This is a genomic window from Micrococcus sp. HSID17227 (assembly GCF_003989405.1).
In the GTDB taxonomy this organism is placed as follows: Bacteria; Actinomycetota; Actinomycetes; order Actinomycetales; family Micrococcaceae; genus Micrococcus; species Micrococcus luteus.
In genome coordinates, this window is the sequence record NZ_RBLN01000002.1 from 1 (window position 1) to 25,001 (window position 25,001).

The following is a 25,001-nucleotide window of genomic DNA, read 5'->3' on the forward strand; positions in this document are numbered from 1 at the left end:
CGGGTCCCGGGTGGAGGTCGTGGCCGTGGGCCGGGCCGCCGGGGCGTGGCTCGAGCCGCTCGCGGCCGCGGCACGCGAGGCCATGCAGAACGCGGCCCGGCACGCCGGCGACGCGCAGGTCTTCGCGGAGGCCGGTGAGGACGACCATGGCCGCACCGTCGCGGAGGTGTTCGTCCGGGACCGTGGCCCCGGCTTCGACCTGCACACGGTCCCGGCCGACCGGCTCGGCGTGCGGGAGTCGATCCTCGGCCGCATGGAGCGTGCCGGCGGGGCCGCCCGCATCCGGTCCGGCCCGGGCGGCACCGAGGTCCACCTGACGCTGACCGAGCCCGAGGGAGCGCGAGCGCGCGCCGGACAGGAGCACCCATGACCGACCCCGCCCCGCGCACGGCCGTCATCGTGGACGACCACGCGATCTTCCGCTCCGGCCTGCGCGCCGACCTGGACCCGGACCGACTGGCCATCGTCGGCGAGGCCGGGGACGTGGACGAGGCCGTCCGCACCGTGCTGGACCTGGTGCCGGATGTGGTGCTGCTGGACGTGCACCTGCCCGGCGGGGCCGGCGGCGGGGGAGCGGAGGTGGCCGAACGCGTCCTCGCGCGCCGACCCGCGCAGCGGTTCCTGGCACTGTCCGTCTCGGACGCGGCCGAGGACGTCGTCGCCGTGATCCGTGCGGGGGCCCGCGGCTACATCACCAAGACGGCCTCCGGCGTGGAGGTGGCGGACGCGGCGGTCCGCGTGGCCGACGGCGATGCCGTGTTCTCGCCCCGACTGGCCGGGTTCGTCCTCGACGCCTTCCGCGGCACGGCGCCCGCGTCCCCGCCCGTCCCCGCCGCGGCGACGAGCGGGGCTGCGGCCCCCGACGAGGACCTCGACCGGCTCTCGGCACGGGAGCGGGAGGTCATGCGGCTGATCGCCCGCGGCTACACCTACCGGGAGGCCGGGGCGGAGCTGTTCATCTCGGACCGCACGGTCGAGACCCATGTGTCCTCCGTGCTGCGCAAGCTCCAGCTCTCCAACCGCCACGAGCTGACCCGCTGGGCCGCGCGCCGCGGATACGCCTGAGCCCCGCGGCACGCGGCGTCGCGGGGCTCAGGGGTGGGGTGTGCGGCTCAGGCGCTGAGCAGGGCGCGGATGCGCTCGACGCCCTCGGCGAGGTCCGCATCGCCCAGCGCGTAGGACAGTCGCAGATAGCCGGACGGGCCGAACGCCTCGCCCGGGACCACGGCGACCTCCGCCTCGTCGAGGATGAAGGCGGCCAGCTCGGCCGACGTCGCGGGGGTGACGCCGCCGCGGTAGGTCTTCGCGAGCGCCTCCCGCACGTCCACGTACGCGTAGAACGCACCCTGCGGGGTGGGACAGTGGAAGCCCGGCACGGCGTCCATGGCTTCGACCATGGCCCGGCGCCGGCGGTCGAACGCCGTCTTCATCTCCGCCACGGCGTCCAACGGGCCGGCGATGGCGGCCAGCGCGGCCCGCTGCGACACGTTGGCCACGTTCGAGGTGGCGTGGGACTGCAGGTTCGTGGCGGCCTTGACCACGTCCAGCGGACCGGCCATCCAGCCGACGCGCCAGCCCGTCATCGCGTAGGTCTTGGCGACGCCGTTGAGGATCACGGACTGCTCCGCCAGCTCGGGCACGGCGCGGACGATCGAGGTGAACGGCATGCCGTCGTAGGTCAGGTGCTCGTAGATCTCGTCGGTGACCACCCACAGCCCCCGCTCCCGTGCCCACTGGCCGATCGCCGCCGTCTCCTCGGGGGAGTACACGGCGCCGGTGGGGTTGGAGGGGGAGACGAACAGGAGCACCTTGGTGCGGTCCGTGACGGACTCGTCGAGCTGGTCCACGGTGACCTTGTAGCCCTGCTCGGGGCCGGCGAACACCTCCACCGGCACGCCGCCGGCCAGGCGGATCGCCTCGGGGTAGGTGGTCCAGTAGGGGGCGGGGACGAGCACCTCGTCCTGCGGGTCCAGCAGCGCGGCGAAGGCGTTGTACACGGCCTGCTTCCCGCCGTTGGTCACCAGCACCTGGGCGGCCTCGAGGGATACGCCGGAGTCGCGCAGCGTCTTGTCCGCGATCGCCTCGCGCAGCTCGGGCAGGCCGGAGGCGGGGGAGTAGCGGTGGTTCTTCGGGTCCCGGGCCGCGGCGACGGCGGCCTCCACGATGTAGTCCGGGGTGGGGAAGTCGGGCTCGCCGGCGCCGAAGCCGATCACCGGGCGCCCGGCGGCCTTGAGCTCCTTGGCGCGGGCGTCGACGGCGAGGGTGGCGGAGGGCGCGATGGCGGACAGACGGGCGGAGACGCGGCGGGCGGGCGCGGCCATGGGGACCTTCTTCGAGCTCGACGGGGAGGGCGGGGCGGAGCGGGGCTCCGTCCTGCCAGGGTACTGACTGCCCGGGACCCGTTCGACTCCCGCCGCCCGATGGCGTATCCTGGGTCTCCGGTACCGCGTTCACGGTCGATCCCGCGAGGGTTCGGCCGGCTCCGTCGGTCCGAAGGGTAGTGGCGCAATTGGTAGCGCAGCGGTCTCCAAAACCGCAGGTTGCAGGTTCGAGTCCTGTCTGCCCTGCTCGATGCCGGGCCTCGTGCTCGGCATCGGACGTGTAGAAAGCGATTCGGCGATCCGACGAGTGAGGCCACGTGACTGAGATGGCGGCGAACGGCGGGGGACCCACCCCCACGCCGAGCAGGCAGCGTCGCGGGCTGTTCGCGCGGATCGCGCTGTTCCTGCGCCAGGTGGTGGACGAGCTCCGCAAGGTCGTCACCCCCACGAGCGAGGAGCTGCTGCGTACGACCGGAGTGGTGCTCGCCTTCGTGGCGTTCATGATCCTGCTGGTCATGGGGCTGGACTGGGTGTTCGGCACCGTGGCGGGTCTCCTGTTCGGCGCCGGCGGCCTCTGAGCCCGGCGCGGACGGTCCCGACATCGCAGGACGCGTCCCCCCGCACGCCCGTGAGGGCCCTCCCCGACGGCAGGGCCCGCCGTCCGTCAGCAGAAAGCAGGAACCGTGTCCGAGCAGGAACTGGATCGTCAGCCCGCCGAGGAGTCCGTCCCGATGTCGGAGGACGCCGTGGCCGAGGAGACCGCCGAGACCGCGCAGGACGCCGGGACGCCCGTCGAGGACGCCCTGGACGAGGCCGCCGGCAGCGGTGACGAGACCGCCGAGGCCACCGTGCAGGAGGCCGACCTGGCCGTCGCCGAGGGCGAGGACGCGCCGACCCCCGTCGAGGAGCAGGCCGACGACGAGCCCGCCGTGGACCCCGCCGAGGAGCTGCGCACCCGCCTGCGCCGCCAGCCCGGCGACTGGTACGTCGTCCACACCTACGCCGGCTACGAGAAGCGCGTGAAGACGAACCTCGAGGCCCGCATCCTGACCCAGGACATGGAGGACTCGATCTACGAGATCGAGGTCCCCATGGAGGAGGTCGTGGAGATCAAGAACACCACGCGCAAGATCGTCTCGCGCGTGCGCATCCCGGGCTACGTGCTCGTCCGCATGGACCTCGACGACGCCTCGTGGGGCGTCGTGCGGCACACCCCGGGCGTCACGGGCTTCGTGGGCAACGACGCCCACCACCCGCAGCCGCTCAGCCTGGACGAGGTGTACGACATGCTCGCCCCGTCCGTGATCCAGGAGGCCGCCCGCGCCGCCGAGAAGGCCGGCCTGGCCGTCCCCGCCTTGGTCGAGTCCGGTGCGCCCGCCGCCCCTGCGATCCACGTGGACTTCGAGGTCGGCGAGTCGGTCACCGTCAACGACGGCCCGTTCGAGACCCTCCCGGCCACGATCTCCGAGATCAAGCCGGAAGCCCAGCAGCTCGTGGTGCTCGTCTCGATCTTCGAGCGCGAGACCCCCGTGACGCTGTCCTTCAACCAGGTGACCAAGGCCATCTGAGGACACCCGACGCTTCCGCACCGGGCCGGCCGCCTGCCGGCCCGGACGCGGCACCGGCCGCCGCGCCACGGCGGCCACCGCCCCCGGTGCGCTCCTGCGCCGAGGGTCCCCCAGTGAGAGAAGGATCCACTCATGGCTCCCAAGAAGAAGGTCACCGGTCTGATCAAGCTTCAGATCCAGGCCGGCGCCGCCAACCCGGCCCCGCCCATTGGCCCCGCCCTGGGCCAGCACGGCGTGAACATCATGGAGTTCTGCAAGGCGTACAACGCCGCCACCGAGTCGCAGCGCGGCAACGTGGTCCCGGTCGAGATCACCGTGTACGAGGACCGCTCGTTCACCTTCGTGACCAAGACTCCGCCGGCCGCCGAGCTCATCAAGAAGGCCGCCGGCGTCGCCAAGGGCTCCGCCACCCCGCACACGGCCAAGGTCGGCACGCTGACCCAGGCCCAGTGCGAGGAGATCGCCCAGACCAAGATGGAGGACCTGAACGCCAACGACGTGCAGGCCGCCGCCAAGATCATCGCGGGCACCGCCCGCTCGATGGGCATCACCGTCGAGGGCTGACGCCCACCCCCACCCCCTTCCAGTGGCAGGGCCGAGCGCGGCCCGCAGACCACGACTGCACAAGGAGAAGAACGCAGATGGCACAGCGCAGCAAGGCATACAAGGCGGCCAAGGCCGCGATCGGCGAGGATCTGTACTCGCCGGTGGAGGCGATCCGCCTCGCCAAGGAGACCAACCCCTCCAAGATCGACGCCACCGTGGAGGTGGCCCTCCGCCTCTCGGTCGACCCCCGCAAGGCCGACCAGATGGTCCGCGGCTCCGTGAGCCTGCCCCACGGCACCGGCAAGACCGCCCGCGTCGTCGTGTTCGCCACCGGTGACCGCGCCGAGGCCGCCCGCGCCGCCGGCGCGGACGTCGTGGGTGACGACGACCTGATCGCCCGGATCTCCGAGGGCTGGGTGGACTTCGACGCCGCCGTGGCCTCCCCGGAGCTCATGGGCAAGGTCGGTCGTCTGGGCAAGGTGCTCGGCCCCCGCAACCTGATGCCGAACCCCAAGACCGGCACCGTGACCCCGGACGTGGCCAAGGCCGTGGCCGACATCAAGGGCGGCAAGATCGACTTCCGCGTCGACAAGCACTCCAACCTGCACTTCATCATCGGCAAGACCTCCTTCGAGGCCAAGGCCCTGGTGGAGAACTACGCCGCAGCCCTCGAGGAGGTCCTGCGTCTGAAGCCGTCTTCCTCCAAGGGCCGCTACATCTCCAAGGCCACCGTGGCCACCACCTTCGGCCCGGGCGTGCCCATGGACCCGAACGTGACCTCGGTGGACTCCTCGGAGCTCTGAGCCACGCGGCCCCGGCGACCGGGGCCCACGACGTCGGCCGGTCGTCCCCGCAGCGGGGACGACCGGCCGACGTCGTCCCGGGTCGATTTTGCGGGCCCGCCCCGGACGTGTACGCTGGTGCGTACCGAAGACCGCCGGTCGTGGTGCCCTGCCTCCGGGCAGACTCCACCGAAGGATCTCCCTGACGGAGACGGCCCGCGCAGGTGAACGTGAGCCACGCTCGCATCCGCTCGTCGACCCTTCGGGTCCGACCGCGTCGATGCTCCCGCCGCGCCCCGTGCATCTGCACGGGGCGTTTTCTCGTCTCGGGGTGGCGGTTCCCACGCATCATCGAGAGGAGTGCCATGGCGACGTCCGCGAAGGAGTCGGCGGTGGCTGAGCTCACGGACCTGTTCCGTGAGTCCAGCGCCGCTGTTCTGACGGAATACCGTGGCCTGACGGTGGCGGAGCTCAAGCAGCTGCGTGACTCCATCCGTCAGGACGCGACCTACGCCGTGGCGAAGAACACGCTGGCCGAGATCGCGGCCAAGGACGCCGGTCTGGAGGGCCTCGAGGCTCACCTGTCCGGTCCCACCGCGATCGCGTTCGTGACCGGGGACCCGGTCAACGTCGCGAAGGCCCTGCGTGACTTTGCCAAGGATCACGAGAAGCTCGTGCTCAAGGGCGGCTACATGGATGGCCAGCCCCTGGACGAGGCCGGCATCAAGCAGCTCGCGGACCTCGAGTCCCGCGAGGTGCTGCTGGCCAAGTTCGCCGGCGCGATGAAGGGCAGCATGTCCAAGGCTGCCGCCCTGTTCCAGGCGCCGCTGTCCAAGACCGTCCGCACGGTCGAGGCGCTGCGCGCCGCGCAGGGCGAGGCTGCCTGAGCAGCCCGCCCCGGGCTGCACGGCCCACCACTTCACAACGTAGTCAAGACGTACCCGTAAAGGAGCCATCATGGCCAAGCTGACCACCGAAGAGCTGCTCGCCGCGTTCGAGGAGCTGACCCTCATCGAGCTGTCCGAGTTCATCAAGGCGTTCGAGGAGAAGTTCGACGTCACCGCCGCCGCCCCCGTGGCCGTGGCCGCCGCCGGCGGTGCCGCCGGTGGTGCCGAGGCCGCCGCCGAGGAGAAGGACGAGTTCGACGTCATCCTCGAGGCCGCCGGCGACAAGAAGATCGGCGTCATCAAGGAGGTGCGCGCCCTCACCTCCCTCGGCCTGAAGGAGGCCAAGGACCTGGTGGACGGCGCCCCCAAGCCCGTCCTCGAGGGCGTCAACAAGGAGGCCGCCGAGAAGGCCAAGGAGCAGCTCGAGGGCGCCGGCGCCACCGTCACCCTCAAGTGATGATCGCGGCCTGAGCCGCATCACGCTTCCTCACGAGGCCCCCGGACCCGCACTGCGGACCGGGGGCCTCGTGGCGTTCCAGGTCACGCATCCGCGACTGGACAGGGGCGACGGGCGGGGATAGGATGGATCTTTGCATCTCCCCTGTTCCGTGCTGCCCACAGGACCCCGCGTCCCGCCGTGGCTCGCACGGTTCCGCACGGCCTTCATATAGCGGTGGGCCGGCGCCGCCGTCTCGCGGCAGGGGAGCGAACGGAACCCAGAAGGCCTGTGGAAGGATCCTACGTGGTCGCCTCGAGCACCTCCAACGAAACCGCTACCGTCTCCCCGCGATCCGGCGCCTCCGCCGGACGCGTCTCCTTCGCCAAGATCTCCGAGCCGCTGGACGTGCCGGACCTGCTGGCGCTGCAGACCGAGTCGTTCGACCGCCTGATCGGCAATGAGCGGTGGGCCACGCGCGTCGACGCCGCCCTGGCCGCCGACGACCACTCCGTGCCCGTCACCTCGGGACTGACGGACATCTTCGAGGAGATCTCCCCGATCGAGGACTTCCAGGGCACCATGTCCCTGTCCTTCGCCGAGCCGGAGTTCGCCGACGCGAAGATGACGGAGGAGGAGTGCAAGGATCGCGACGCGACCTTCTCCGCCCCGCTGTACGTCAAGGCCGAGTTCATGAACAACACGACCGGCGAGATCAAGCAGCAGACCGTCTTCATGGGCGACTTCCCGCTGATGACCCGCAACGGCACGTTCATCATCAACGGCACCGAGCGCGTCGTCGTCTCCCAGCTGGTCCGCTCCCCGGGCGCCTACTTCGAGCGCACTCCGGACAAGACCTCCGACAAGGAGATCTTCTCGGCGAAGATCATCCCCTCGCGCGGCGCCTGGTTCGAGCTCGAGGTGGACAAGCGCGACCAGGTCGGCGTCCGCCTCGACCGCAAGCGCAAGCAGCCCGTGACGGTGCTGCTCAAGGCCATGGGCTGGACCGAGTCCCGCATCCTGGAGGAGTTCGGGCACTACGACTCCATTCGCGCCACCCTCGAGAAGGACGGCACCGCGGACCAGGACGAGGCCCTGCTCGACATCTACCGCAAGCTGCGCCCGGGCGAGCCGGCCGCCGTCGACGCCGCGCAGGCGCTGCTGAACAACCTGTACTTCACCCCGAAGCGCTACGACCTCGCCAAGGTGGGCCGCTACAAGCTCAACCGCAAGCTCGGCGTGGACGTGCACCTCGGCGACCCCAACGCGTCCGTGCTCACCGAGGACGACATCGTCCAGATGGTGCACTTCATCGCCGCGCTGCACGCCGGCGAGACCGCCATCAAGGGCACGCGCGACGGCGAGCCGGTGGACGTGCGCGTGGAGATCGACGACATCGACCACTTCGGCAACCGTCGCATCCGCGCGGTGGGCGAGCTGATCGAGAACCAGATCCGCACCGGCCTGTCCCGCATGGAGCGCGTCGTGCGTGAGCGCATGACCACCCAGGACGTCGAGGCGATCACCCCGCAGACCCTGATCAACATCCGCCCCGTGGTGGCGGCGATCAAGGAGTTCTTCGGCACCTCGCAGCTGTCCCAGTTCATGGACCAGAACAACCCGCTGGCCGGCCTGACGCACAAGCGCCGCCTGTCCGCGCTCGGCCCGGGTGGACTGTCCCGCGACCGTGCCGGCATGGAGGTCCGTGACGTCCACCCGTCGCACTACGGCCGCATGTGCCCCATCGAGACCCCGGAAGGCCCGAACATCGGCCTCATCGGTTCGCTGGCGACCTTCGGCCGGATCAACTCCTTCGGCTTCATCGAGACCCCGTATCGCCGCGTGGTCGACGGCCGGGTCACGGACACCGTGGACTACCTGACCGCCGACGACGAGCTGGCCTTCCAGATCGCCCAGGCGAACGCCCCGGTGGACGAGGACGGCCGGTTCGAGGAGGAGCTCGTGCTCTGCCGCCAGCGCGGCGGCGACGGCGAGCCCGTGCTCTCGACCGTGGACGAGATCGACTACATGGACGTGTCCCCGCGCCAGATGGTGTCGGCGGCCACCGCCCTCATCCCGTTCCTCGAGCACGACGACGCCAACCGCGCGCTCATGGGCGCGAACATGCAGCGTCAGGCCGTGCCGCTGCTCCGCTCCGAGGCCCCCTACGTGGGCACCGGCATGGAGAAGTACGTGGCCGTGGACGCGGGCGACTCCGTGACGGCCACCCAGGGCGGCGTCGTGACCGAGGTGGCCGCGGACCTGGTGACCGTCATGAACGACGACGGCACCACCACGCACTACCCGATCATGAAGTTCGCCCGCTCGAACCAGGGCAACGCCTACAACCAGCGGGTGCGCGTGTCCGAGGGCGAGCGGGTGGAGCCGCTGAGCATCATCGCCGACGGTCCCGCCACGGACAACGGCGAGCTCGCGCTCGGCAAGAACCTCCTCGTCGCGTTCATGCCCTGGGAGGGCCTGAACTACGAGGACGCGATCATCCTGTCCCAGCGCATGGTCTCGGAGGACGTCCTCACCTCGATCCACATCGAGGAGCACGAGGTCGACGCCCGCGACACCAAGCTGGGCGCGGAGGAGATCACGCGCGACATCCCCAACGTGTCCGAGGAGGTGCTGTCGCAGCTCGACGAGCGCGGCATCATCCACATCGGCGCGGAGGTGGAGGCCGGCGACATCCTGGTCGGCCGCGTGACCCCGAAGGGCGAGACCGAGCTGACCCCGGAGGAGCGCCTGCTGCGCGCGATCTTCGGCGAGAAGTCCCGCGAGGTCCGCGACACGTCCCTGAAGGTGCCGCACGGCGAGTCCGGCACCGTCATCGGCGTGCGCATCTTCGACCGCGACGAGGACGACGACCTGCCCCCGGGCGTGAACCAGCTGGTGCGCGTCTACGTGGCGCAGAAGCGCAAGATCACCGACGGCGACAAGATGGCCGGCCGCCACGGCAACAAGGGCGTCATCTCGAAGATCCTGCCGCTCGAGGACATGCCGTTCCTGGCGGACGGCACCCCGGTGGACATCGTGCTGAACCCGCTCGGCGTCCCCGGCCGCATGAACCTCGGCCAGGTCATGGAGCTGCACCTGGGCTGGGCCGCCTCGCGAGGCTGGGACATCCAGGGCGAGCCGGAGTGGATCAAGGACCTGCCGAACTTCCCGCGGCAGTCCGGTCCGGTCAACGTGGCCACCCCGGTGTTCGACGGCGCCGAGGCGTACGAGATCACGGGCCTGCTCGGCCACGTGAACGTGACCCGTGACGGCGACCGTCTCATGAGCGACAGCGGCAAGGCGCAGCTGTTCGACGGCCGCACCGGCGAGCCGTTCCCGGACCCGGTGTCCGTGGGCTACATGTACATGCTCAAGCTGCACCACCTGGTGGACGACAAGATCCACGCCCGTTCCACGGGCCCGTACTCGATGATCACGCAGCAGCCGCTGGGCGGTAAGGCCCAGTTCGGCGGCCAGCGCTTCGGCGAGATGGAGGTGTGGGCGCTCGAGGCGTACGGCGCGGCGTTCACCCTCCAGGAGCTGCTGACCATCAAGTCGGACGACATCCACGGCCGCGTGAAGGTCTACGAGGCCATCGTCAAGGGCGAGAACATCCCGGAGCCGGGTGTTCCCGAGTCCTTCAAGGTGCTCATCAAGGAGATGCAGTCCCTCTGCCTGAACGTGGAGGTCCTCTCCGCCGACGGCCAGGCCATCGAGATGCGCGACGCGGAGGACGAGGTCTACCGCGCCGCCGAGGAGCTGGGCATCGACCTCTCCCACGCCGAGCCGAGCTCGGTGGAGGAAGTCTGAGCCGGGCCCGATCCCGCATCCACAAGACGTCACCTGAGAACCACTGAACCAAGGGAGTTCACCGGAGCATGAGCGTGAACAGCATGTCCACTGACAACTCTTTCGGCCTGATGCGCATCGGCCTGGCCACGGCGGAGGACATCCGCCGCTGGTCCTACGGCGAGGTCAAGAAGCCGGAGACCATCAACTACCGCACCCTGAAGCCGGAGAAGGACGGACTCTTCTGCGAGAAGATCTTCGGCCCCACCCGTGACTGGGAGTGCGCGTGCGGCAAGTACAAGCGCGTGCGCTTCAAGGGCATCATCTGTGAGCGCTGCGGCGTCGAGGTGACCCGCTCGAAGGTGCGCCGCGACCGCATGGGCCACATCGAGCTGGCCGCGCCGGTCACCCACATCTGGTACTTCAAGGGCGTGCCCTCGCGCCTGGGCTACCTGCTGGACCTGGCGCCGAAGGACCTCGAGAAGGTCATCTACTTCGCGGCCTACATGATCACCTCGGTGGACGAGGAGGCGCGGCACCGCGACCTGGCCAACCTCCAGGCCGAGTACGACCAGGAGACCCGTGTCCTGGCCGACCAGCGCGACTCCGACATCGCCGCGGTGGCCGCCGACCTCGAGAAGGACCTGGCCAAGCTGGAGTCCGAGGGCGCCAAGGCCGCCGAGAAGAAGAAGGCCCGCGACGCCGCGGACAAGACCATGGCGCAGATCCGCAAGCGCGCGGACGCGGAGCTGGACCGCAAGCAGCAGGTCTGGGACCGCTTCAAGAACCTCAAGGTCGCCGACCTCGAGGGCGACGAGGGCCTGTACCGCGCCATGCGGGACAAGTACGGCCAGTACTTCGAGGGCGCGATGGGCGCGGAGGCGATCCAGCGTCGCCTGCAGACCTTCGACCTCGAGGCCGAGTCCGAGATGCTGCGTGAGACCATCAAGACGGGCAAGGGCCAGCGCAAGACCCGCGCCCTGAAGCGTCTGAAGGTCGTCAACGCGTTCCTGACCACGGACAACTCGCCGGAGGGCATGGTCCTGGACGCCGTCCCGGTGATCCCGCCGGAGCTGCGTCCGATGGTGCAGCTGGACGGCGGCCGCTTCGCGACCTCCGACCTCAACGACCTGTACCGTCGCGTGATCAACCGCAACAACCGCCTGAAGCGGCTGCTCGACCTCGGCGCGCCCGAGATCATCGTCAACAACGAGAAGCGCATGCTGCAGGAGGCCGTGGACTCGCTGTTCGACAACGGCCGCCGCGGCCGGCCGGTGACCGGCCCGGGCAACCGCCCGCTCAAGTCGCTCTCCGACATGCTCAAGGGCAAGCAGGGCCGGTTCCGTCAGAACCTGCTCGGCAAGCGCGTGGACTACTCGGGCCGCTCGGTCATCGTGGTGGGTCCCCAGCTCAAGCTGCACCAGTGCGGCCTGCCCAAGCAGATGGCGCTGGAGCTGTTCAAGCCGTTCGTGATGAAGCGTCTCGTGGACCTGAACCACGCGCAGAACATCAAGTCCGCCAAGCGCATGGTGGAGCGCTTCCGTCCGCAGGTCTGGGACGTGCTCGAGGAGGTCATCACCGAGCACCCGGTCCTGTTGAACCGCGCCCCCACCCTGCACCGTCTGGGCATCCAGGCCTTCGAGCCGCAGCTCGTGGAGGGCAAGGCCCTGCAGCTGCACCCGCTGGTCTGCTCCGCGTTCAACGCGGACTTCGACGGCGACCAGATGGCGGTCCACCTGCCCCTGTCGCCGGAGGCCCAGGCCGAGGCGCGCCTGCTCATGCTCTCGAGCCACAACATCCTGAAGCCCTCGGACGGCCGCGCGGTCGCCGTGCCGGCCCAGGACATGATCATCGGCCTGAACCACCTCACCACGGTGCGTCCGGACGAGGTCGGCGCGGGCAACCTGTACGCGACCGTCGGCGAGGCCATCATGGCGTTCGACGGCGGCGACCTGCACCTGAACGCGCCCGCACGGATCGGCGTCGAGGGCTTCGTGCCCTCGGCGGCTGTGCCGGCCCCCGAGGGCTGGTCCGAGGGCGAGATCGCCCTCATCGAGACCACCCTGGGCAAGGTGCTGTTCAACGAGCTGCTGCCGGACGACTACCCGTGGCTGGACAAGCAGGCGACCAAGGGCACCCTCGGTCAGCTGGTCAACGACCTGGCCGAGCGCTACCCGATGGTCGTCACCGCGCAGACGCTGGACAACCTCAAGGACGCCGGCTTCCACTGGGGCACCTGGTCGGGTGTGACCGTGGCGATCTCGGACATCACCTCCGACTTCGACAAGGCCGCCATCATGGAGGGCTACGAGGAGCAGGCCCAGCGCGTGCAGCAGCAGTACGACAAGGGCCTGATCGCGGACGATGAGCGTCGCTCCGAGCTGATCGACATCTGGAACAAGGCCACCGACGAGGTCGCCGCGGCCATGAAGGACGGCCTGCCGGAGCTCAACACCATCAACCGCATGGTGTCCTCCGGTGCGCGAGGCAACTGGCTCCAGGTGCGCCAGATCGCGGGCATCCGCGGCCTGGTGGCCAACCCGAAGGGTGAGATCATCCCGCGTCCGATCAAGTCCTCGTACCGCGAGGGCCTGTCCGTGCTCGAGTACTTCTCCGCCACCCACGGCGCCCGCAAGGGCCTCGCGGACACCGCGCTGAAGACCGCGAACTCGGGCTACCTGACCCGTCGTCTCGTCGATGTGTCCCAGGACGTCATCGTCCGCGAGGACGACTGCGGCACCGAGCGCGGCCTGTCCGTGACGATCGCCGCGCCGAACGCCGACGGCGAGCTGGTGGCCCACGAGCAGGTCGAGAACTCGGCCTTCGCCCGCACGCTGGCCCAGGACGTCACGGGCGAGGACGGCACGGTGCTGGCCTCGGCCGGCGCCGACGTGGGCGACGTGCTGATCGGCGAGCTGGTGGCCGCAGGCGTCACGGAGATCAAGGTCCGTTCGGTCCTGACCTGCGAGTCCGCCGTGGGCACCTGCGCGAAGTGCTACGGCCGCTCCATGGCCACCGGCCAGCTGGTGGACATCGGCGAGGCCGTCGGCATCATCGCGGCCCAGTCGATCGGTGAGCCGGGCACCCAGCTCACCATGCGCACGTTCCACACCGGCGGTGTGGCCTCGGCCGACGACATCACGCAGGGTCTGCCCCGCATCCAGGAGCTCTTCGAGGCCCGCACCCCGAAGGGCGTGGCCCCGATCTCCGAGGTCGCCGGCCGCGTGACCATCGAGGACACCGAGACGTCCGTGCGCCTGCTGCTCACCCCGGACGACGGCTCCGAGGAGATCGCCTACCCGGTGCTGCGCCGTGCGCGCATCCTCGTGGCCGACGGCGAGCACGTGCCGGTGGGCACGCAGCTCGTGGCCGGCGCCGTGGACCCGAAGCAGGTCCTGCGCGTGCTCGGCCCGCGGGCCGCACAGCGGTTCCTCGTGGACGAGGTGCAGAACGTGTACCAGTCCCAGGGCGTGGGCATCCACGACAAGCACGTGGAGGTCATCGTCCGGCAGATGCTGCGTCGCATCACCGTCATCGAGTCCGGTGACACCGACCTGCTGCCGGGCGAGCTCACGGACCGGGCGCGCTTCGTGGCCGCCAACCGCGCCGCCGTCGCCGAGGGCCGCCAGCCGGCCTCCGGCCGCGACGAGCTGATGGGCATCACGAAGGCCTCGCTGGCCACGGACTCGTGGCTGTCGGCCGCGTCCTTCCAGGAGACGACCCGCGTCCTGACGCAGGCGGCCATGGAGGGCAAGTCCGACCCGCTGCTGGGCCTGAAGGAGAACGTGATCATCGGCAAGCTGATCCCGGCCGGCACGGGCCTGGACCGCTACACGAAGACCGTCGTGGAGCCGACGGAGGAGGCGAAGGCCAACCTGTTCGCCTCGCCGGCCGGCTTCGCGGACTTCGACTACCCGGGCCTGGACCAGTCGCTCGGCGAGAACGACTTCCACGCCGTCTCGCTCGACGACTACGGCCGCGGGGGCGACTTCCGCGCCTGATCCGTGTCCCCCAGGGGGCCCGCCGCTCCGCCGCTCACGCGGGGGAGGGGCGGGCCTCCTGGCCGTGCGGGGCCGGCTCGTCGATGGCGCCGGGGCGTGCTATGCTGTCAAGGATTGTTTTTCGTGTGGCAAATTGGACGCTGTCCGGGTCGCGGGGTCATTGCGCGGCAGATGCCACACTTTTGCACGCCTGCGGACGTCTGCTCGTTGCGAGCCCCCAGGGAGAGGCAGAGCAGAGGAACGAACAGCCGGCGCCCCGGGCGCTGGTCGATCACGTCAGCGATCACCGAAACACAGGAAGGCTGAAGAGTGCCTACGATTCAGCAGCTGGTCCGCAAGGGCCGCTCACCCAAGGTCGTCAATACGAAGGCCCCTGCGCTGCAGGGGAACCCCATGCGTCGTGGCGTGTGCACCCGTGTGTACACCACCACGCCCAAGAAGCCGAACTCGGCGCTGCGCAAGGTCGCCCGTGTGCGCCTGAACGGCGGCATCGAGGTCACCGCCTACATCCCCGGCGAGGGCCACAACCTGCAGGAGCACTCGATCGTGCTCGTCCGCGGCGGTCGTGTGAAGGACCTGCCCGGCGTGCGCTACAAGATCGTGCGCGGCGCCCTCGACACCCAGGGCGTGAAGAACCGCGGCCAGGCCCGCTCCCGCTACGGAGCCAAGAAGGAGAAGAAGTAATGCCTCGTAAGGGTCCTGCGCCGAAGCGCCCCCTCGTCGTCGATCCCGTCTACGGCTCCCCGCTGGTCACGCAGCTGATCAACAAGGTGCTCGTCGACGGCAAGAAGTCCACCGCCGAGCGCATCGTGTACGGCGCGCTCGAGGGCGCCCGTGCCAAGAACGGCGCCGATCCCGTGGCCACCCTCAAGAAGGCCATGGACAACATCAAGCCGGCCCTCGAGGTGCGCTCCCGCCGCGTCGGCGGCGCCACCTACCAGGTGCCCGTCGAGGTCAAGCCGGGCCGCTCCACGGCCCTGGCCCTGCGCTGGCTGGTCGGCTTCTCCAAGGCCCGCCGTGAGAAGACCATGACCGAGCGCCTGATGAACGAGATCCTGGACGCCTCGAACGGCCTGGGCGGTGCCGTGAAGCGTCGCGAGGACACCCACAAGATGGCCGAGGCCAACAAGGCCTTCGCCCACTACCGCTGGTGATCCGTGTGGCCCGGGGCGCGCGATCCGCGCCTCGGGCCGCCGGTGCGTCCTCTCGGACGGGCCACCCACCGCATCCACCTCACGAGCCCCCCATTCCACCCGACCAAGGGAGACACCGTGGCACAGGACGTGCTGACTGACCTGCACAAGGTCCGCAACATCGGCATCATGGCCCACATCGATGCCGGCAAGACCACCACCACCGAGCGCATCCTGTTCTACACGGGTGTCAACCACAAGCTGGGCGAGACCCACGACGGCGGCGCGACGACGGACTGGATGGAGCAGGAGAAGGAGCGCGGCATCACCATCACCTCCGCCGCGGTGACCTGCTTCTGGAACGACCACCAGATCAACATCATCGACACCCCCGGCCACGTGGACTTCACGGTCGAGGTGGAGCGCTCGCTGCGCGTGCTCGACGGCGCCGTCGCCGTGTTCGACGGCAAGGAGGGCGTGGAGCCCCAGTCGGAGACCGTGTGGCGTCAGGCGGACAAGTACGACGTCCCCCGCATCTGCTTCGTCAACAAGATGGACAAGCTGGGCGCGGACTTCTACTTCACCGTCGACACGATCGTGAAGCGCCTCGGCGCGCGTCCGCTCGTGATGCAGCTGCCGATCGGCGCCGAGAACGACTTCGTGGGCGTCGTCGACCTGATCTCCATGAAGGCCTTCGTGTGGCCGGGCGACGCCAAGGGCGACGTCACCATGGGCGCCTCCTACGAGACCCGCGAGATCCCCGCCGAGCTCCAGGAGAAGGCCGAGGAGTACCGCAACGAGCTCGTCGAGGCCGTCGCCGAGACCTCCGAGGAGCTCATGGAGAAGTACCTCGAGGGCGAGGAGCTCACCGTCGAGGAGATCCAGGCCGGCGCGCGTCAGCTGACCGTGAACGCCGAGGCCTACCCGGTGTTCTGCGGCTCCGCGTTCAAGAACCGTGGCGTGCAGCCGATGCTGGACGCCGTGGTCGCCTACCTGCCGAACCCGCTGGACGCCGGCCCCGTCAAGGGCCACGCCGTGAACGACGAGGAGGTGGTGCTGGAGCGCGAGCCGTCGAAGGATGCGCCGTTCTCGGCGCTCGCCTTCAAGATCGCCACGCACCCCTTCTTCGGCACGCTGACCTTCATCCGCGTGTACTCCGGCCGCCTGGAGTCCGGTGCGCAGGTCCTCAACGCCACCAAGGGCAAGAAGGAGCGCATCGGCAAGCTGTTCCAGATGCACGCCAACAAGGAGAACCCGGTGGACGAGGTGGTCGCCGGCCACATCTACGCCGTGATCGGCCTCAAGGACACCACCACGGGCGACACCCTGTGCGATCCCGCGAACCCGATCATCCTCGAGTCGATGACCTTCCCGGAGCCCGTGATCTCCGTGGCCATCGAGCCGAAGACCAAGGGTGACCAGGAGAAGCTCTCCACCGCCATCCAGAAGCTCGTCGCGGAGGACCCCACGTTCCGCGTGAACCTCAACGAGGAGACCGGTCAGACCGAGATCGGCGGCATGGGCGAGCTCCACCTGGACGTGTTCGTGGACCGCATGAAGCGCGAGTTCAAGGTCGAGGCCAACGTGGGCAAGCCCCAGGTCGCGTACCGCGAGACCATCAAGCGCAAGGTCGACAAGGTCGACTACACGCACAAGAAGCAGACCGGCGGCTCCGGCCAGTTCGCCAAGGTGCAGCTGTCCTTCGAGCCCCTGGACACCGCCGAGGGCGAGGTCTACGAGTTCGAGAACGCCGTCACCGGCGGTCGCGTGCCCCGCGAGTACATCCCCTCGGTGGACGCGGGCATCCAGGACGCCATGAAGTTCGGCGTGCTGGCCGGCTACCCGATGGTCGGCGTGAAGGCCACCCTGCTCGACGGTGCGTACCACGACGTCGACTCCTCGGAGATGGCGTTCAAGATCGCCGGCTCCCAGGCCTTCAAGGAGGGTGTCCGCAAGGCCACCCCGATCATCCTCGAGCCGCTGATGGCCGTGGAGGTCCGCACCCCCGAGGAGTTCATGGGCGACGTCATCGGCGACCTGAACTCCCGCCGCGGCCAGATCCAGTCCATGGAGGACGCCACCGGCGTGAAGGTGGTCAACGCCCTCGTGCCGCTGTCGGAGATGTTCGGCTACATCGGCGACCTGCGCTCCAAGACGCAGGGTCGCGCGGTGTACTCGATGACCTTCCACTCCTACGCCGAGGTCCCCAAGGCCGTGGCGGACGAGATCGTCCAGAAGTCCCAGGGCGAGTGACCGCAGGTCACCTGCTCTGAACGACCTGCCCCGGGTCGGCCGCCGCTGCGGCGGCCGACCCGGGGCGACCGGACCGCCCTCCCCGGCGCGGCGGTCCGCGATCAGGACGGGTCAGGTCCGGTCCGCTCTCGGCGGTCCCGACGGCCTGGAACCGGACTGGCCCTCGTGAGGCCGGGATTTCCCCAACCCCGTACCATCCGAGTAGACTCGGTCAAGTTGTCAGCACGTCCCAGGCGGCTGAGCAGTCTTCTTGACGATGAACCAGTTCTTAGGAGGAACTAGTGGCAAAGGCAAAGTTCGAGCGGACGAAGCCGCACGTCAACATCGGCACCATCGGCCACGTTGACCACGGCAAGACCACGCTGACCGCCGCCATCTCGAAGGTCCTGTACGACAAGTACCCGGACCTGAATGAGGCCCGTGACTTCGCGACGATCGACTCCGCCCCCGAGGAGCGTCAGCGCGGTATCACCATCAACATCTCCCACGTGGAGTACCAGACCGAGAAGCGTCACTACGCCCACGTGGACGCCCCCGGTCACGCCGACTACATCAAGAACATGATCACCGGCGCCGCTCAGATGGACGGTGCGATCCTCGTGGTCGCCGCCACCGACGGCCCGATGGCCCAGACCCGTGAGCACGTGCTCCTGGCCCGCCAGGTCGGCGTGCCGGCCCTGCTCGTGGCCCTGAACAAGTCGGACATGGTCGAGGACGAGGAGCTCCTCGAGCTCGTCGAGATGGAGGTCCGCGAGCTGCTGTCCTCCCAGGAGTTCGACGGCGACGAGGCCCCGGTCATCCGCACCTCCGGTCTGAAGGCCCTCGAGGGCGACCCCAAGTGGGTCAAGTCCGTCGAGGATCTCATGGATGCCGTGGACGAGTACATCCCGGACCCGGTGCGTGACAAGGACAAGCCGTTCCTGATGCCGATCGAGGACGTCTTCACCATCACCGGTCGTGGCACCGTGGTGACCGGTCGCGCCGAGCGCGGCACCCTGAAGATCAACTCCGAGGTCGAGATCGTCGGCATCCGCCCCGTGCAGAAGACCACCGTCACCGGCATCGAGATGTTCCACAAGCAGCTCGACGAGGCCTGGGCCGGCGAGAACTGCGGTCTGCTGCTGCGCGGTCTGAAGCGCGACGACGTCGAGCGCGGCCAGGTCGTGGTGGAGCCGGGCTCCATCACCCCGCACACCAACTTCGAGGCGAACGTCTACATCCTGTCCAAGGACGAGGGTGGGCGTCACAACCCGTTCTACTCGAACTACCGCCCGCAGTTCTACTTCCGCACCACCGACGTCACCGGCGTCATCACGCTGCCCGAGGGCACCGAGATGGTCATGCCCGGCGACACCACCGAGATGTCGGTCGAGCTCATCCAGCCGATCGCCATGGAGGAGGGCCTCGGCTTCGCCATCCGCGAGGGTGGCCGCACCGTGGGCTCCGGCCGCGTCACCAAGATCACCAAGTGATCTGACGCATCCCGTCTCGTGGCTCCGTTGAGCCGCTGACGCGCGACGCCCCCGTCTCCGGGTCTGCCGGAGGCGGGGGCGTCGCCGTGTCTGACGACGGCGCGGCGGCGGCCGCTAGGCTGAGGACATGCCTGAACTGCTCATCCTCATCGTGGTGCTCGCCGTGGCCGCCGTGGCCGTGCGCTGGGCGCTGCGGACCTTCCGTCCCGAGATCGACCGTGCCCGACGCATCCGGCGCGCGAACCGCGGCGGGGAGCTGGAGCGGTGATCCTGCCCAGCCCGCGCCGCCTGTTCGCCATCACGGCGATGGCCGAGATGTTCACCTGGGCCGGCCTGCTGATCGCCATGTGCCTCAAGTACGGCGGAGTCACGGAGCGGGTGGTGCCGGTCGCCGGCGGCGTCCACGGCTTCGTGTTCCTCTGCTACCTCGTGGTGACGGTCGCCGTGTGGATCGACGGGCGATGGCCGGTGACCCGCGGGCTCCTCGGCCTCGGCTCGACGATCGTCCCGTTCATGACGGTCCCGTTCGAGCGGGCCCAGCGGCGGCGCGGCGAGCCGGCCCCGCGGTGGCAGGTCCTGGACCGTGCGCCGGGGGAGCGGAGGCCCCTCGAACGGCTCCTCGTCGTGGTGCTGCGTCATCCAGTGGTCAGCGCGCTTGTGGCGGTCGCCGTGGTCGCCGTCGTCTTCACGCTGCTGCTCAACGCCGGCCCGCCCACCGAGTGGGGCCGCTGAGCCCCGGGGACTGCCGGGCCCGGCTCGCCGATTGGCGGACCGGGCCCGGTTCTGTCTATACTGATTCGGTTGCTCAAGCGCCATTGCGCTGTCGTCGTGTGTCTCGCGGCGGCAGCTCGGCCCAGATGTGACGTCACCACTCCGATCCGCCGCGGGCGTGTGTCTTCCCAGGAATGCGACACGCCCGACCGCGTGGACCGGAGTCCGACGGCGGCGAGGAACCCGGTCCGACCGGATTCGCCCCGCGCGGGTGGAGGACAAGAAGGCGGACCCGATCCGCCGCACAGGGACAGGAACAGCACACCCGACGAGAGAGGCGTGACGCCATGGCGGGACAGAAGATCCGCATCCGGCTGAAGTCGTACGACCACGAGGTCATCGACGTCTCGGCCCGCAAGATCGTTGACACGGTCACGCGCGCAGGCGCGACGGTGGTCGGCCCCGTGCCGCTGCCGACGGAGAAGAACGTGTACTGCGTTATCCGTTCTCCCCACAAGTACAAGGACAGCCGCGAGCATTTCGAGATGCGCACCCACAAGCGGCTCATCGACATCATCGACCCGACCCCGAAGGCCGTCGACTCGCTCATGCGACTGGACCTGCCCGCGGACGTCAACATCGAGATCAAGCTCTGAGAGGGAGGTGCTGAGAGACTATGACCAACACCCAGAACATCAAGGGCCTGCTGGGCACGAAGCTCGGCATGACCCAGGTCTGGGATGAGGACAACAAGCTCATCCCCGTGACCGTGGTCAAGGCAGACCCGAACGTCGTCACCCAGCTGCGCTCCGAGGAGACCGACGGCTACACCGCCGTGCAGATCGCCTACGGCCAGATCGATCCCCGCCGCGTGACCAAGCCCCTGGCCGGTCACTTCGAGAAGGCCGGCGTGACCCCGCGTCGCCACCTCGTCGAGCTGCGCACCGCCGACGCCGCCGAGTACTCGCTCGGCCAGGACGTGACCGTGGAGGTCTTCGAGGCCGGCCAGAAGGTCGACGTCGTGGGCACCACCAAGGGCAAGGGCTTCGCCGGCGCCATGAAGCGCCACGGCTTCGCCGGTGTGGGCGCCTCGCACGGTGCGCACAAGAACCACCGCAAGCCCGGCTCCGTGGGCGGCGCGTCCACCCCCGGCCGCGTGTTCAAGGGCCAGCGCATGCCCGGTCGCATGGGCGCCGTGCGCCAGACCACCATGAACCTGACGCTCCACGGCATCGACGTGGAGAACAACCTCCTGCTGATCAAGGGCGCGGTGCCCGGCTCCAAGGGCCAGGTCGTGCTCGTCCGCAGCGCCGTGAAGGGAGCCTGAGACCATGGCTGAGAACTCCGTGAAGACCATCCAGGTCGATCTGCCCGCCGAGCTCTTCGACGTGCAGTCCAACGTGCCGCTCATGCACCAGGTCGTCGTCGCCCAGCTCGCCGCCGCCCGCCAGGGCACGCACAAGACGAAGCGCCGCGGCGAGGTGTCCGGTGCCGGTCGCAAGCCGTTCAAGCAGAAGGGCACCGGCCGCGCCCGTCAGGGCTCCATCCGGGCCCCGCACATGACCGGCGGTGGCATCGTCCACGGCCCCACCCCGCGCGACTACTCGCAGCGGACCCCCAAGAAGATGAAGGCCGCCGCCCTGCGCGGTGCCCTGTCGGACCGCGCCCGCAACGGCCGCGTCCACGTCGTCGAGGCCCTCGTGTCCGGGACCACCCCGTCCACCAAGGCCGCCAAGGCGGGCCTCGCGTCCCTGAACACCGGCCGCAAGAACGTGCTGCTGGTGATCGACCGGGCCGACGACGTCGCCGCCCTGTCCGCCCGCAACCTGCCTGCGGTCCACACCCTGTACGCCGACCAGCTGAACACCTACGACGTGCTCGTCTCCGACGACGTCGTGTTCACCCAGGCGGCCTACGAGGCGTACGTGGCCCAGGCTTCCGGCGCCAAGAAGGAGGATGCCCAGTGAGCGGCTCCATCAACAAGGATCCCCGCGACGTGATCATCGCTCCCGTCGTGTCGGAGAAGAGCTACGGTCTGATCGACGAGGGCAAGTACACCTTCCTGGTCGACCCCCGCTCCAACAAGTCCGAGATCAAGCAGGCGGTGGAGCGCATCTTCAACGTCGACGTGGCCTCGGTCAACACCCTGAACCGTTCCGGCAAGCGCCGTCGCACCCGCTTCGGGTGGGGCCAGCGCAAGTCCACCAAGCGTGCCATCGTCACGCTCAAGGACGGGACCATCGACATCTTCGGAGGTCCGCTCGCCTGATCGGCGTGCGGAGACCACTTAATCGAGGAACTGACACATGGCTATCCGTAAGTACAAGCCGACCACCCCGGGCCTGCGCGGCTCGTCCGTGGCCGACTTCGCAGAGATCACCCGGTCCACGCCGGAGAAGTCCCTTCTCCGTCCGTTGCACAAGACCGGCGGCCGCAACAACACCGGCCGCATCACCACTCGTCACAAGGGCGGCGGCCACAAGCGCCAGTACCGCCTGGTCGACTTCCGTCGCCACGACAAGGACGGCGTGCCCGCCACCGTCGCGCACATCGAGTACGACCCGAACCGCACCGCCCGCATCGCGCTGCTGCACTACGCGGACGGCGCCAAGCGCTACATCCTGGCCCCGGCCAAGCTGAAGCAGGGCGACGTGGTCGAGGCCGGCCCGAACGCCGACATCAAGCCCGGCAACAACCTCCCGATGCGCAACATCCCCGTGGGCACCACCATCCACGCGGTGGAGCTGCGCCCCGGCGGCGGCGCCAAGATGGCCCGCTCCGCCGGCGCCTCCGTGCAGCTGGTCGCCCGCGAGGGCAAGTACGCCCAGCTGCGCCTGCCCTCCGGGGAGATCCGCAACGTCGACGTGCGCTGCCGCGCCACGATCGGCGAGGTCGGCAACGCCGAGCAGTCGAACATCAACTGGGGCAAGGCCGGCCGCATGCGCTGGAAGGGCGTCCGCCCGACCGTCCGCGGTGTCGTCATGAACCCGGTCGACCACCCGCACGGCGGTGGCGAGGGCAAGACCTCCGGCGGTCGTCACCCCGTCAACCGGAACGGCAAGCCCGAGGGCCGCACGCGTCGTCCGAACAAGGAAAGCGACAAGCTCATCGTGCGTCGCCGTCGTACCGGCAAGAACAAGCGATAAGGGAGCAGGGAAGACATGCCTCGCAGCCTGAAGAAGGGCCCCTTCGTCGATCAGCACCTCTACCTGAAGGTTCTGGCCGAGAACGAGAAGGGCAGCAAGAACGTCATCAAGACCTGGTCCCGCCGGTCGATGATCATCCCGGACATGCTGGGTCACACCATCGCGGTCCACGACGGACGCAAGCACGTCCCGGTGTTCGTCACCGAGTCCATGGTGGGTCACAAGCTGGGCGAGTTCGCCCCGACCCGGACCTACCGCGGCCACGTGAAGGACGACAAGAAGGGCAAGCGTCGCTGAGCCTGAGGGCACAGCATGCTTGACCTTCTCGAGAATCGAAAGAGAGAAGCAATGGAAGCCAAGGCAATTGCGCGCCACCTGCGCGTGACGCCGATGAAGGCCCGGCGCGTCGTCGACCTGGTCCGTGGCAAGCAGGCCACCGAAGCACTGGCCATCCTGAAGTTCGCCCAGCAGGGTGCTTCGGAGCCGGTGTACAAGCTGGTGACCTCCGCGGTGGCGAACGCCCGTGTCAAGGCGGACCGCGAGGGCCAGGCCTTCGACGAGGACGCCCTCTACATCACCGAGGCCTTCGTGGACGAGGGCCCGACCATGAAGCGGTTCCAGCCCCGTGCTCAGGGCCGCGCGTACCGCATCAACAAGCGCACGAGCCACGTGACCGTGGTCGTGGCGTCCAAGGACGAGAAGGGTGGGAACTGACAATGGGACAGAAGATCAACCCCAACGGGTTCCGCCTCGGCATCACCACCGACCACGTCTCGCACTGGTTCGCGGACTCCCACAAGGAGGGCCAGCGCTACGCTGACTTCCTCAAGGAGGACGTCAAGATCCGCGAGCTGATGACCACCGGCATGGAGCGCGCCGGCATCTCCAAGGTGGAGATCGAGCGCACCCGTGACCGCGTGCGCGTGGACATCCACACCGCGCGTCCGGGCATCGTGATCGGCCGCCGCGGCGCCGAGGCCGACCGCATCCGCGGTGAGCTCGAGAAGCTCACCGGCAAGCAGATCCAGCTGAACATCCTCGAGGTCAAGAACCCCGAGACCGATGCCCAGCTGGTGGCGCAGGGTGTGGCCGAGCAGCTCGCCTCCCGCGTGGCGTTCCGCCGTGCGATGAAGAAGGCGATCCAGTCCGCCATGCGCGCCGGCGCGCAGGGCATCCGCATCCAGTGCTCCGGCCGCCTCGGCGGCGCCGAGATGAGCCGCTCGGAGTTCTACCGCGAGGGTCGCGTGCCGCTGCACACCCTCCGCGCGAACATCGACTTCGGCAAGTTCGAGGCCAAGACCACCTTCGGCCGCATCGGCGTGAAGGTCTGGATCTACAAGGGCGACCTGACCGCCAAGGAGCTCGCGGCCAAGGAGGCCGCGCAGCCCTCCGGCCGTGGCCGTGGCGGCGAGCGCCGTGGCGGCGGCGAGCGTCGTCGTCGCAACGATCGCGCCGAGCGTGCTCCCCGCCAGGAGAACGCCGGCGCCGGCGCCGAGACCCCGGCCGCCGCTCCCGCTGAAGGAGGCAACGCCTGATGCTGATCCCCCGTCGCGTCAAGCACCGCAAGCAGCACCACCCCAAGCGTTCCGGCGCCGCCAAGGGCGGCACCACCGTGACGTTCGGCGAGTGGGGCATCCAGGCGCTCACGCCGGCCTATGTGACCAACCGTCAGATCGAGGCCGCCCGTATCGCCATGACCCGCTACATCAAGCGTGGCGGCAAGGTCTGGATCAACATCTACCCGGACCGTCCGATCACCAAGAAGCCCGCCGAGACCCGCATGGGCTCCGGCAAGGGCTCGCCGGAGTGGTGGGTCGCCAACGTCAAGCCCGGACGCGTGCTCTTCGAGCTGTCGGGTGTCACGGAGGACGTCGCCCGTGAGGCGCTCCGCCTGGCCATCCACAAGCTGCCGCTGAAGGCCCGTATCATCCGTCGAGAGGGTGGTGAGTGATC

At 69.2% G+C, this 25,001-nt stretch carries 25 protein-coding genes, 1 tRNA gene and 1 pseudogene; 26 read left to right on the forward strand and 1 reads right to left on the reverse strand.

Annotated features, from left to right (window positions below; all coding sequences use genetic code 11):
* Nucleotides 1-370, forward strand: a pseudogene (locus D8M29_RS00225) (histidine kinase); the annotation flags it as partial.
* Complete coding sequence (locus D8M29_RS00230) at nt 367-1,065, forward strand: response regulator transcription factor (protein WP_095353621.1); 699 nt, start codon at nt 367-369, stop codon at nt 1,063-1,065. The pseudogene D8M29_RS00225 and the gene D8M29_RS00230, both read left to right, overlap by 4 nt.
* A gap of 47 nt (nt 1,066-1,112) precedes the next feature.
* Here D8M29_RS00230 and D8M29_RS00235 read toward each other — a convergent pair whose 3' ends face one another.
* On the reverse strand, nt 1,113-2,321 hold the full coding sequence (locus D8M29_RS00235; RefSeq protein ID WP_078025933.1) for a pyridoxal phosphate-dependent aminotransferase: 1,209 nt from the start codon (nt 2,319-2,321) through the stop codon (nt 1,113-1,115).
* A 173-nt stretch (nt 2,322-2,494) separates the two neighbouring features.
* Between D8M29_RS00235 and D8M29_RS00240 the strand changes: the two genes are divergently transcribed.
* The 24 genes from D8M29_RS00240 to rplP all read left to right on the forward strand — a co-directional run bounded on the left by D8M29_RS00240 (nt 2,495) and on the right by rplP (nt 24,999).
* Nucleotides 2,495-2,567: transfer RNA gene (locus tag D8M29_RS00240), tRNA-Trp, on the forward strand.
* 80 nt (nt 2,568-2,647) lie between these two features.
* Nucleotides 2,648-2,899 carry a preprotein translocase subunit SecE gene (gene secE / locus D8M29_RS00245; protein ID WP_002854774.1) on the forward strand — a complete coding sequence of 84 codons (252 nt, stop codon included), beginning with the start codon at nt 2,648-2,650 and terminating at the stop codon, nt 2,897-2,899.
* Between the two features lie 105 nt (nt 2,900-3,004).
* A complete protein-coding gene (gene nusG, locus D8M29_RS00250) occupies nt 3,005-3,889 on the forward strand; it encodes a transcription termination/antitermination protein NusG (RefSeq protein WP_036337921.1) in 885 nt (294 codons plus the stop codon).
* Nucleotides 3,890-4,021: 132 nt separating this feature from the next.
* On the forward strand, nt 4,022-4,453 hold the full coding sequence (gene rplK, locus D8M29_RS00255) for a 50S ribosomal protein L11 (RefSeq protein ID WP_010080374.1): 432 nt from the start codon (nt 4,022-4,024) through the stop codon (nt 4,451-4,453).
* 77 nt (nt 4,454-4,530) lie between these two features.
* Entirely contained in the window at nt 4,531-5,238 is a 708-nt protein-coding gene (gene rplA / locus D8M29_RS00260) for a 50S ribosomal protein L1 (RefSeq protein ID WP_036337924.1), read from the forward strand.
* Between the two features lie 344 nt (nt 5,239-5,582).
* The gene (gene rplJ / locus D8M29_RS00265; protein WP_127434969.1) at nt 5,583-6,104 is read left to right on the forward strand and encodes a 50S ribosomal protein L10; all 522 of its coding nucleotides are present in this window, start codon (nt 5,583-5,585) and stop codon (nt 6,102-6,104) included.
* Between the two features lie 70 nt (nt 6,105-6,174).
* On the forward strand, nt 6,175-6,561 hold the full coding sequence (rplL, locus tag D8M29_RS00270) for a 50S ribosomal protein L7/L12 (RefSeq protein ID WP_002854784.1): 387 nt from the start codon (nt 6,175-6,177) through the stop codon (nt 6,559-6,561).
* A 285-nt stretch (nt 6,562-6,846) separates the two neighbouring features.
* Nucleotides 6,847-10,353 carry a DNA-directed RNA polymerase subunit beta gene (rpoB, locus tag D8M29_RS00275; RefSeq protein WP_036337930.1) on the forward strand — a complete coding sequence of 1,169 codons (3,507 nt, stop codon included), beginning with the start codon at nt 6,847-6,849 and terminating at the stop codon, nt 10,351-10,353.
* An 83-nt stretch (nt 10,354-10,436) separates the two neighbouring features.
* Nucleotides 10,437-14,333, forward strand: a complete 3,897-nt coding sequence (locus D8M29_RS00280; protein ID WP_127434970.1) for a DNA-directed RNA polymerase subunit beta' — start codon at nt 10,437-10,439, stop codon at nt 14,331-14,333.
* A gap of 309 nt (nt 14,334-14,642) precedes the next feature.
* Nucleotides 14,643-15,017, forward strand: coding sequence for a 30S ribosomal protein S12 (gene rpsL, locus D8M29_RS00285; RefSeq protein WP_002854787.1), 375 nt, complete (start codon nt 14,643-14,645; stop codon nt 15,015-15,017).
* Nucleotides 15,017-15,487 (forward strand): 30S ribosomal protein S7, encoded by a 471-nt coding sequence (gene rpsG, locus D8M29_RS00290; RefSeq protein ID WP_010080379.1) that lies wholly within the window; start codon nt 15,017-15,019, stop codon nt 15,485-15,487. Before rpsL ends, rpsG begins: the two co-directional genes overlap by 1 nt.
* A gap of 117 nt (nt 15,488-15,604) precedes the next feature.
* The gene (fusA, locus tag D8M29_RS00295) at nt 15,605-17,719 is read left to right on the forward strand and encodes an elongation factor G (RefSeq protein WP_127434968.1); all 2,115 of its coding nucleotides are present in this window, start codon (nt 15,605-15,607) and stop codon (nt 17,717-17,719) included.
* A 281-nt stretch (nt 17,720-18,000) separates the two neighbouring features.
* The gene (gene tuf / locus D8M29_RS00300; RefSeq protein ID WP_095346330.1) at nt 18,001-19,191 is read left to right on the forward strand and encodes an elongation factor Tu; all 1,191 of its coding nucleotides are present in this window, start codon (nt 18,001-18,003) and stop codon (nt 19,189-19,191) included.
* Nucleotides 19,192-19,318: 127 nt separating this feature from the next.
* Nucleotides 19,319-19,459 (forward strand): hypothetical protein, encoded by a 141-nt coding sequence (locus D8M29_RS13745; RefSeq protein WP_162838057.1) that lies wholly within the window; start codon nt 19,319-19,321, stop codon nt 19,457-19,459.
* Nucleotides 19,456-19,923, forward strand: coding sequence for a DUF3817 domain-containing protein (locus D8M29_RS00305; RefSeq protein ID WP_127434967.1), 468 nt, complete (start codon nt 19,456-19,458; stop codon nt 19,921-19,923). Before D8M29_RS13745 ends, D8M29_RS00305 begins: the two co-directional genes overlap by 4 nt.
* 326 nt (nt 19,924-20,249) lie before the next feature.
* Complete coding sequence (gene rpsJ / locus D8M29_RS00310; RefSeq protein WP_002857463.1) at nt 20,250-20,558, forward strand: 30S ribosomal protein S10; 309 nt, start codon at nt 20,250-20,252, stop codon at nt 20,556-20,558.
* Nucleotides 20,559-20,578: 20 nt separating this feature from the next.
* The gene (gene rplC / locus D8M29_RS00315; RefSeq protein ID WP_010080384.1) at nt 20,579-21,229 is read left to right on the forward strand and encodes a 50S ribosomal protein L3; all 651 of its coding nucleotides are present in this window, start codon (nt 20,579-20,581) and stop codon (nt 21,227-21,229) included.
* Nucleotides 21,230-21,233: 4 nt separating this feature from the next.
* Nucleotides 21,234-21,869, forward strand: a complete 636-nt coding sequence (gene rplD, locus D8M29_RS00320) for a 50S ribosomal protein L4 (RefSeq protein ID WP_127434966.1) — start codon at nt 21,234-21,236, stop codon at nt 21,867-21,869.
* Nucleotides 21,866-22,171 carry a 50S ribosomal protein L23 gene (rplW, locus tag D8M29_RS00325; protein WP_002857471.1) on the forward strand — a complete coding sequence of 102 codons (306 nt, stop codon included), beginning with the start codon at nt 21,866-21,868 and terminating at the stop codon, nt 22,169-22,171. Before rplD ends, rplW begins: the two co-directional genes overlap by 4 nt.
* A 37-nt stretch (nt 22,172-22,208) precedes the next feature.
* Nucleotides 22,209-23,048: a 50S ribosomal protein L2 gene (gene rplB / locus D8M29_RS00330; protein ID WP_010080386.1), complete on the forward strand. Its 840-nt coding sequence runs from the start codon at nt 22,209-22,211 to the stop codon at nt 23,046-23,048.
* A gap of 15 nt (nt 23,049-23,063) precedes the next feature.
* On the forward strand, nt 23,064-23,345 hold the full coding sequence (gene rpsS / locus D8M29_RS00335) for a 30S ribosomal protein S19 (protein WP_002857475.1): 282 nt from the start codon (nt 23,064-23,066) through the stop codon (nt 23,343-23,345).
* Between the two features lie 51 nt (nt 23,346-23,396).
* Complete coding sequence (rplV, locus tag D8M29_RS00340) at nt 23,397-23,762, forward strand: 50S ribosomal protein L22 (protein ID WP_002857477.1); 366 nt, start codon at nt 23,397-23,399, stop codon at nt 23,760-23,762.
* A gap of 2 nt (nt 23,763-23,764) precedes the next feature.
* Nucleotides 23,765-24,583: a 30S ribosomal protein S3 gene (gene rpsC, locus D8M29_RS00345; RefSeq protein WP_002857479.1), complete on the forward strand. Its 819-nt coding sequence runs from the start codon at nt 23,765-23,767 to the stop codon at nt 24,581-24,583.
* Nucleotides 24,583-24,999 carry a 50S ribosomal protein L16 gene (gene rplP, locus D8M29_RS00350; RefSeq protein WP_002857481.1) on the forward strand — a complete coding sequence of 139 codons (417 nt, stop codon included), beginning with the start codon at nt 24,583-24,585 and terminating at the stop codon, nt 24,997-24,999. The genes rpsC and rplP overlap by 1 nt, the downstream gene beginning before the upstream one ends.
* Nucleotides 25,000-25,001 lie beyond the last annotated feature (2 nt).

Excerpts from the sequence above, each read along its gene's own strand:
- D8M29_RS00280 (WP_127434970.1), top strand. The coding sequence starts at position 10,437 with ATGTCCACTGACAACTCTTTCGGCCTGATGCGCATCGGCCTGGCCACG.
- rplC (WP_010080384.1), top strand. The coding sequence starts at position 20,579 with ATGACCAACACCCAGAACATCAAGGGCCTGCTGGGCACGAAGCTCGGC.
- D8M29_RS00235 (WP_078025933.1), bottom strand. The coding sequence starts at position 2,321 with ATGGCCGCGCCCGCCCGCCGCGTCTCCGCCCGTCTGTCCGCCATCGCG.
- rplK (WP_010080374.1), top strand. The coding sequence starts at position 4,022 with ATGGCTCCCAAGAAGAAGGTCACCGGTCTGATCAAGCTTCAGATCCAG.
- secE (WP_002854774.1), top strand. The coding sequence starts at position 2,648 with ATGGCGGCGAACGGCGGGGGACCCACCCCCACGCCGAGCAGGCAGCGT.
- rplD (WP_127434966.1), top strand. The coding sequence starts at position 21,234 with ATGGCTGAGAACTCCGTGAAGACCATCCAGGTCGATCTGCCCGCCGAG.
- rplA (WP_036337924.1), top strand. The coding sequence starts at position 4,531 with ATGGCACAGCGCAGCAAGGCATACAAGGCGGCCAAGGCCGCGATCGGC.
- rplP (WP_002857481.1), top strand. The coding sequence starts at position 24,583 with ATGCTGATCCCCCGTCGCGTCAAGCACCGCAAGCAGCACCACCCCAAG.
- rpsJ (WP_002857463.1), top strand. The coding sequence starts at position 20,250 with ATGGCGGGACAGAAGATCCGCATCCGGCTGAAGTCGTACGACCACGAG.
- rpsS (WP_002857475.1), top strand. The coding sequence starts at position 23,064 with ATGCCTCGCAGCCTGAAGAAGGGCCCCTTCGTCGATCAGCACCTCTAC.
- D8M29_RS13745 (WP_162838057.1), top strand. The coding sequence starts at position 19,319 with ATGCCTGAACTGCTCATCCTCATCGTGGTGCTCGCCGTGGCCGCCGTG.
- rpsC (WP_002857479.1), top strand. The coding sequence starts at position 23,765 with ATGGGACAGAAGATCAACCCCAACGGGTTCCGCCTCGGCATCACCACC.
- D8M29_RS00230 (WP_095353621.1), top strand. The coding sequence starts at position 367 with ATGACCGACCCCGCCCCGCGCACGGCCGTCATCGTGGACGACCACGCG.
- rplL (WP_002854784.1), top strand. The coding sequence starts at position 6,175 with ATGGCCAAGCTGACCACCGAAGAGCTGCTCGCCGCGTTCGAGGAGCTG.
- rplB (WP_010080386.1), top strand. The coding sequence starts at position 22,209 with ATGGCTATCCGTAAGTACAAGCCGACCACCCCGGGCCTGCGCGGCTCG.
- rplJ (WP_127434969.1), top strand. The coding sequence starts at position 5,583 with ATGGCGACGTCCGCGAAGGAGTCGGCGGTGGCTGAGCTCACGGACCTG.
- rpsG (WP_010080379.1), top strand. The coding sequence starts at position 15,017 with ATGCCTCGTAAGGGTCCTGCGCCGAAGCGCCCCCTCGTCGTCGATCCC.
- rplV (WP_002857477.1), top strand. The coding sequence starts at position 23,397 with ATGGAAGCCAAGGCAATTGCGCGCCACCTGCGCGTGACGCCGATGAAG.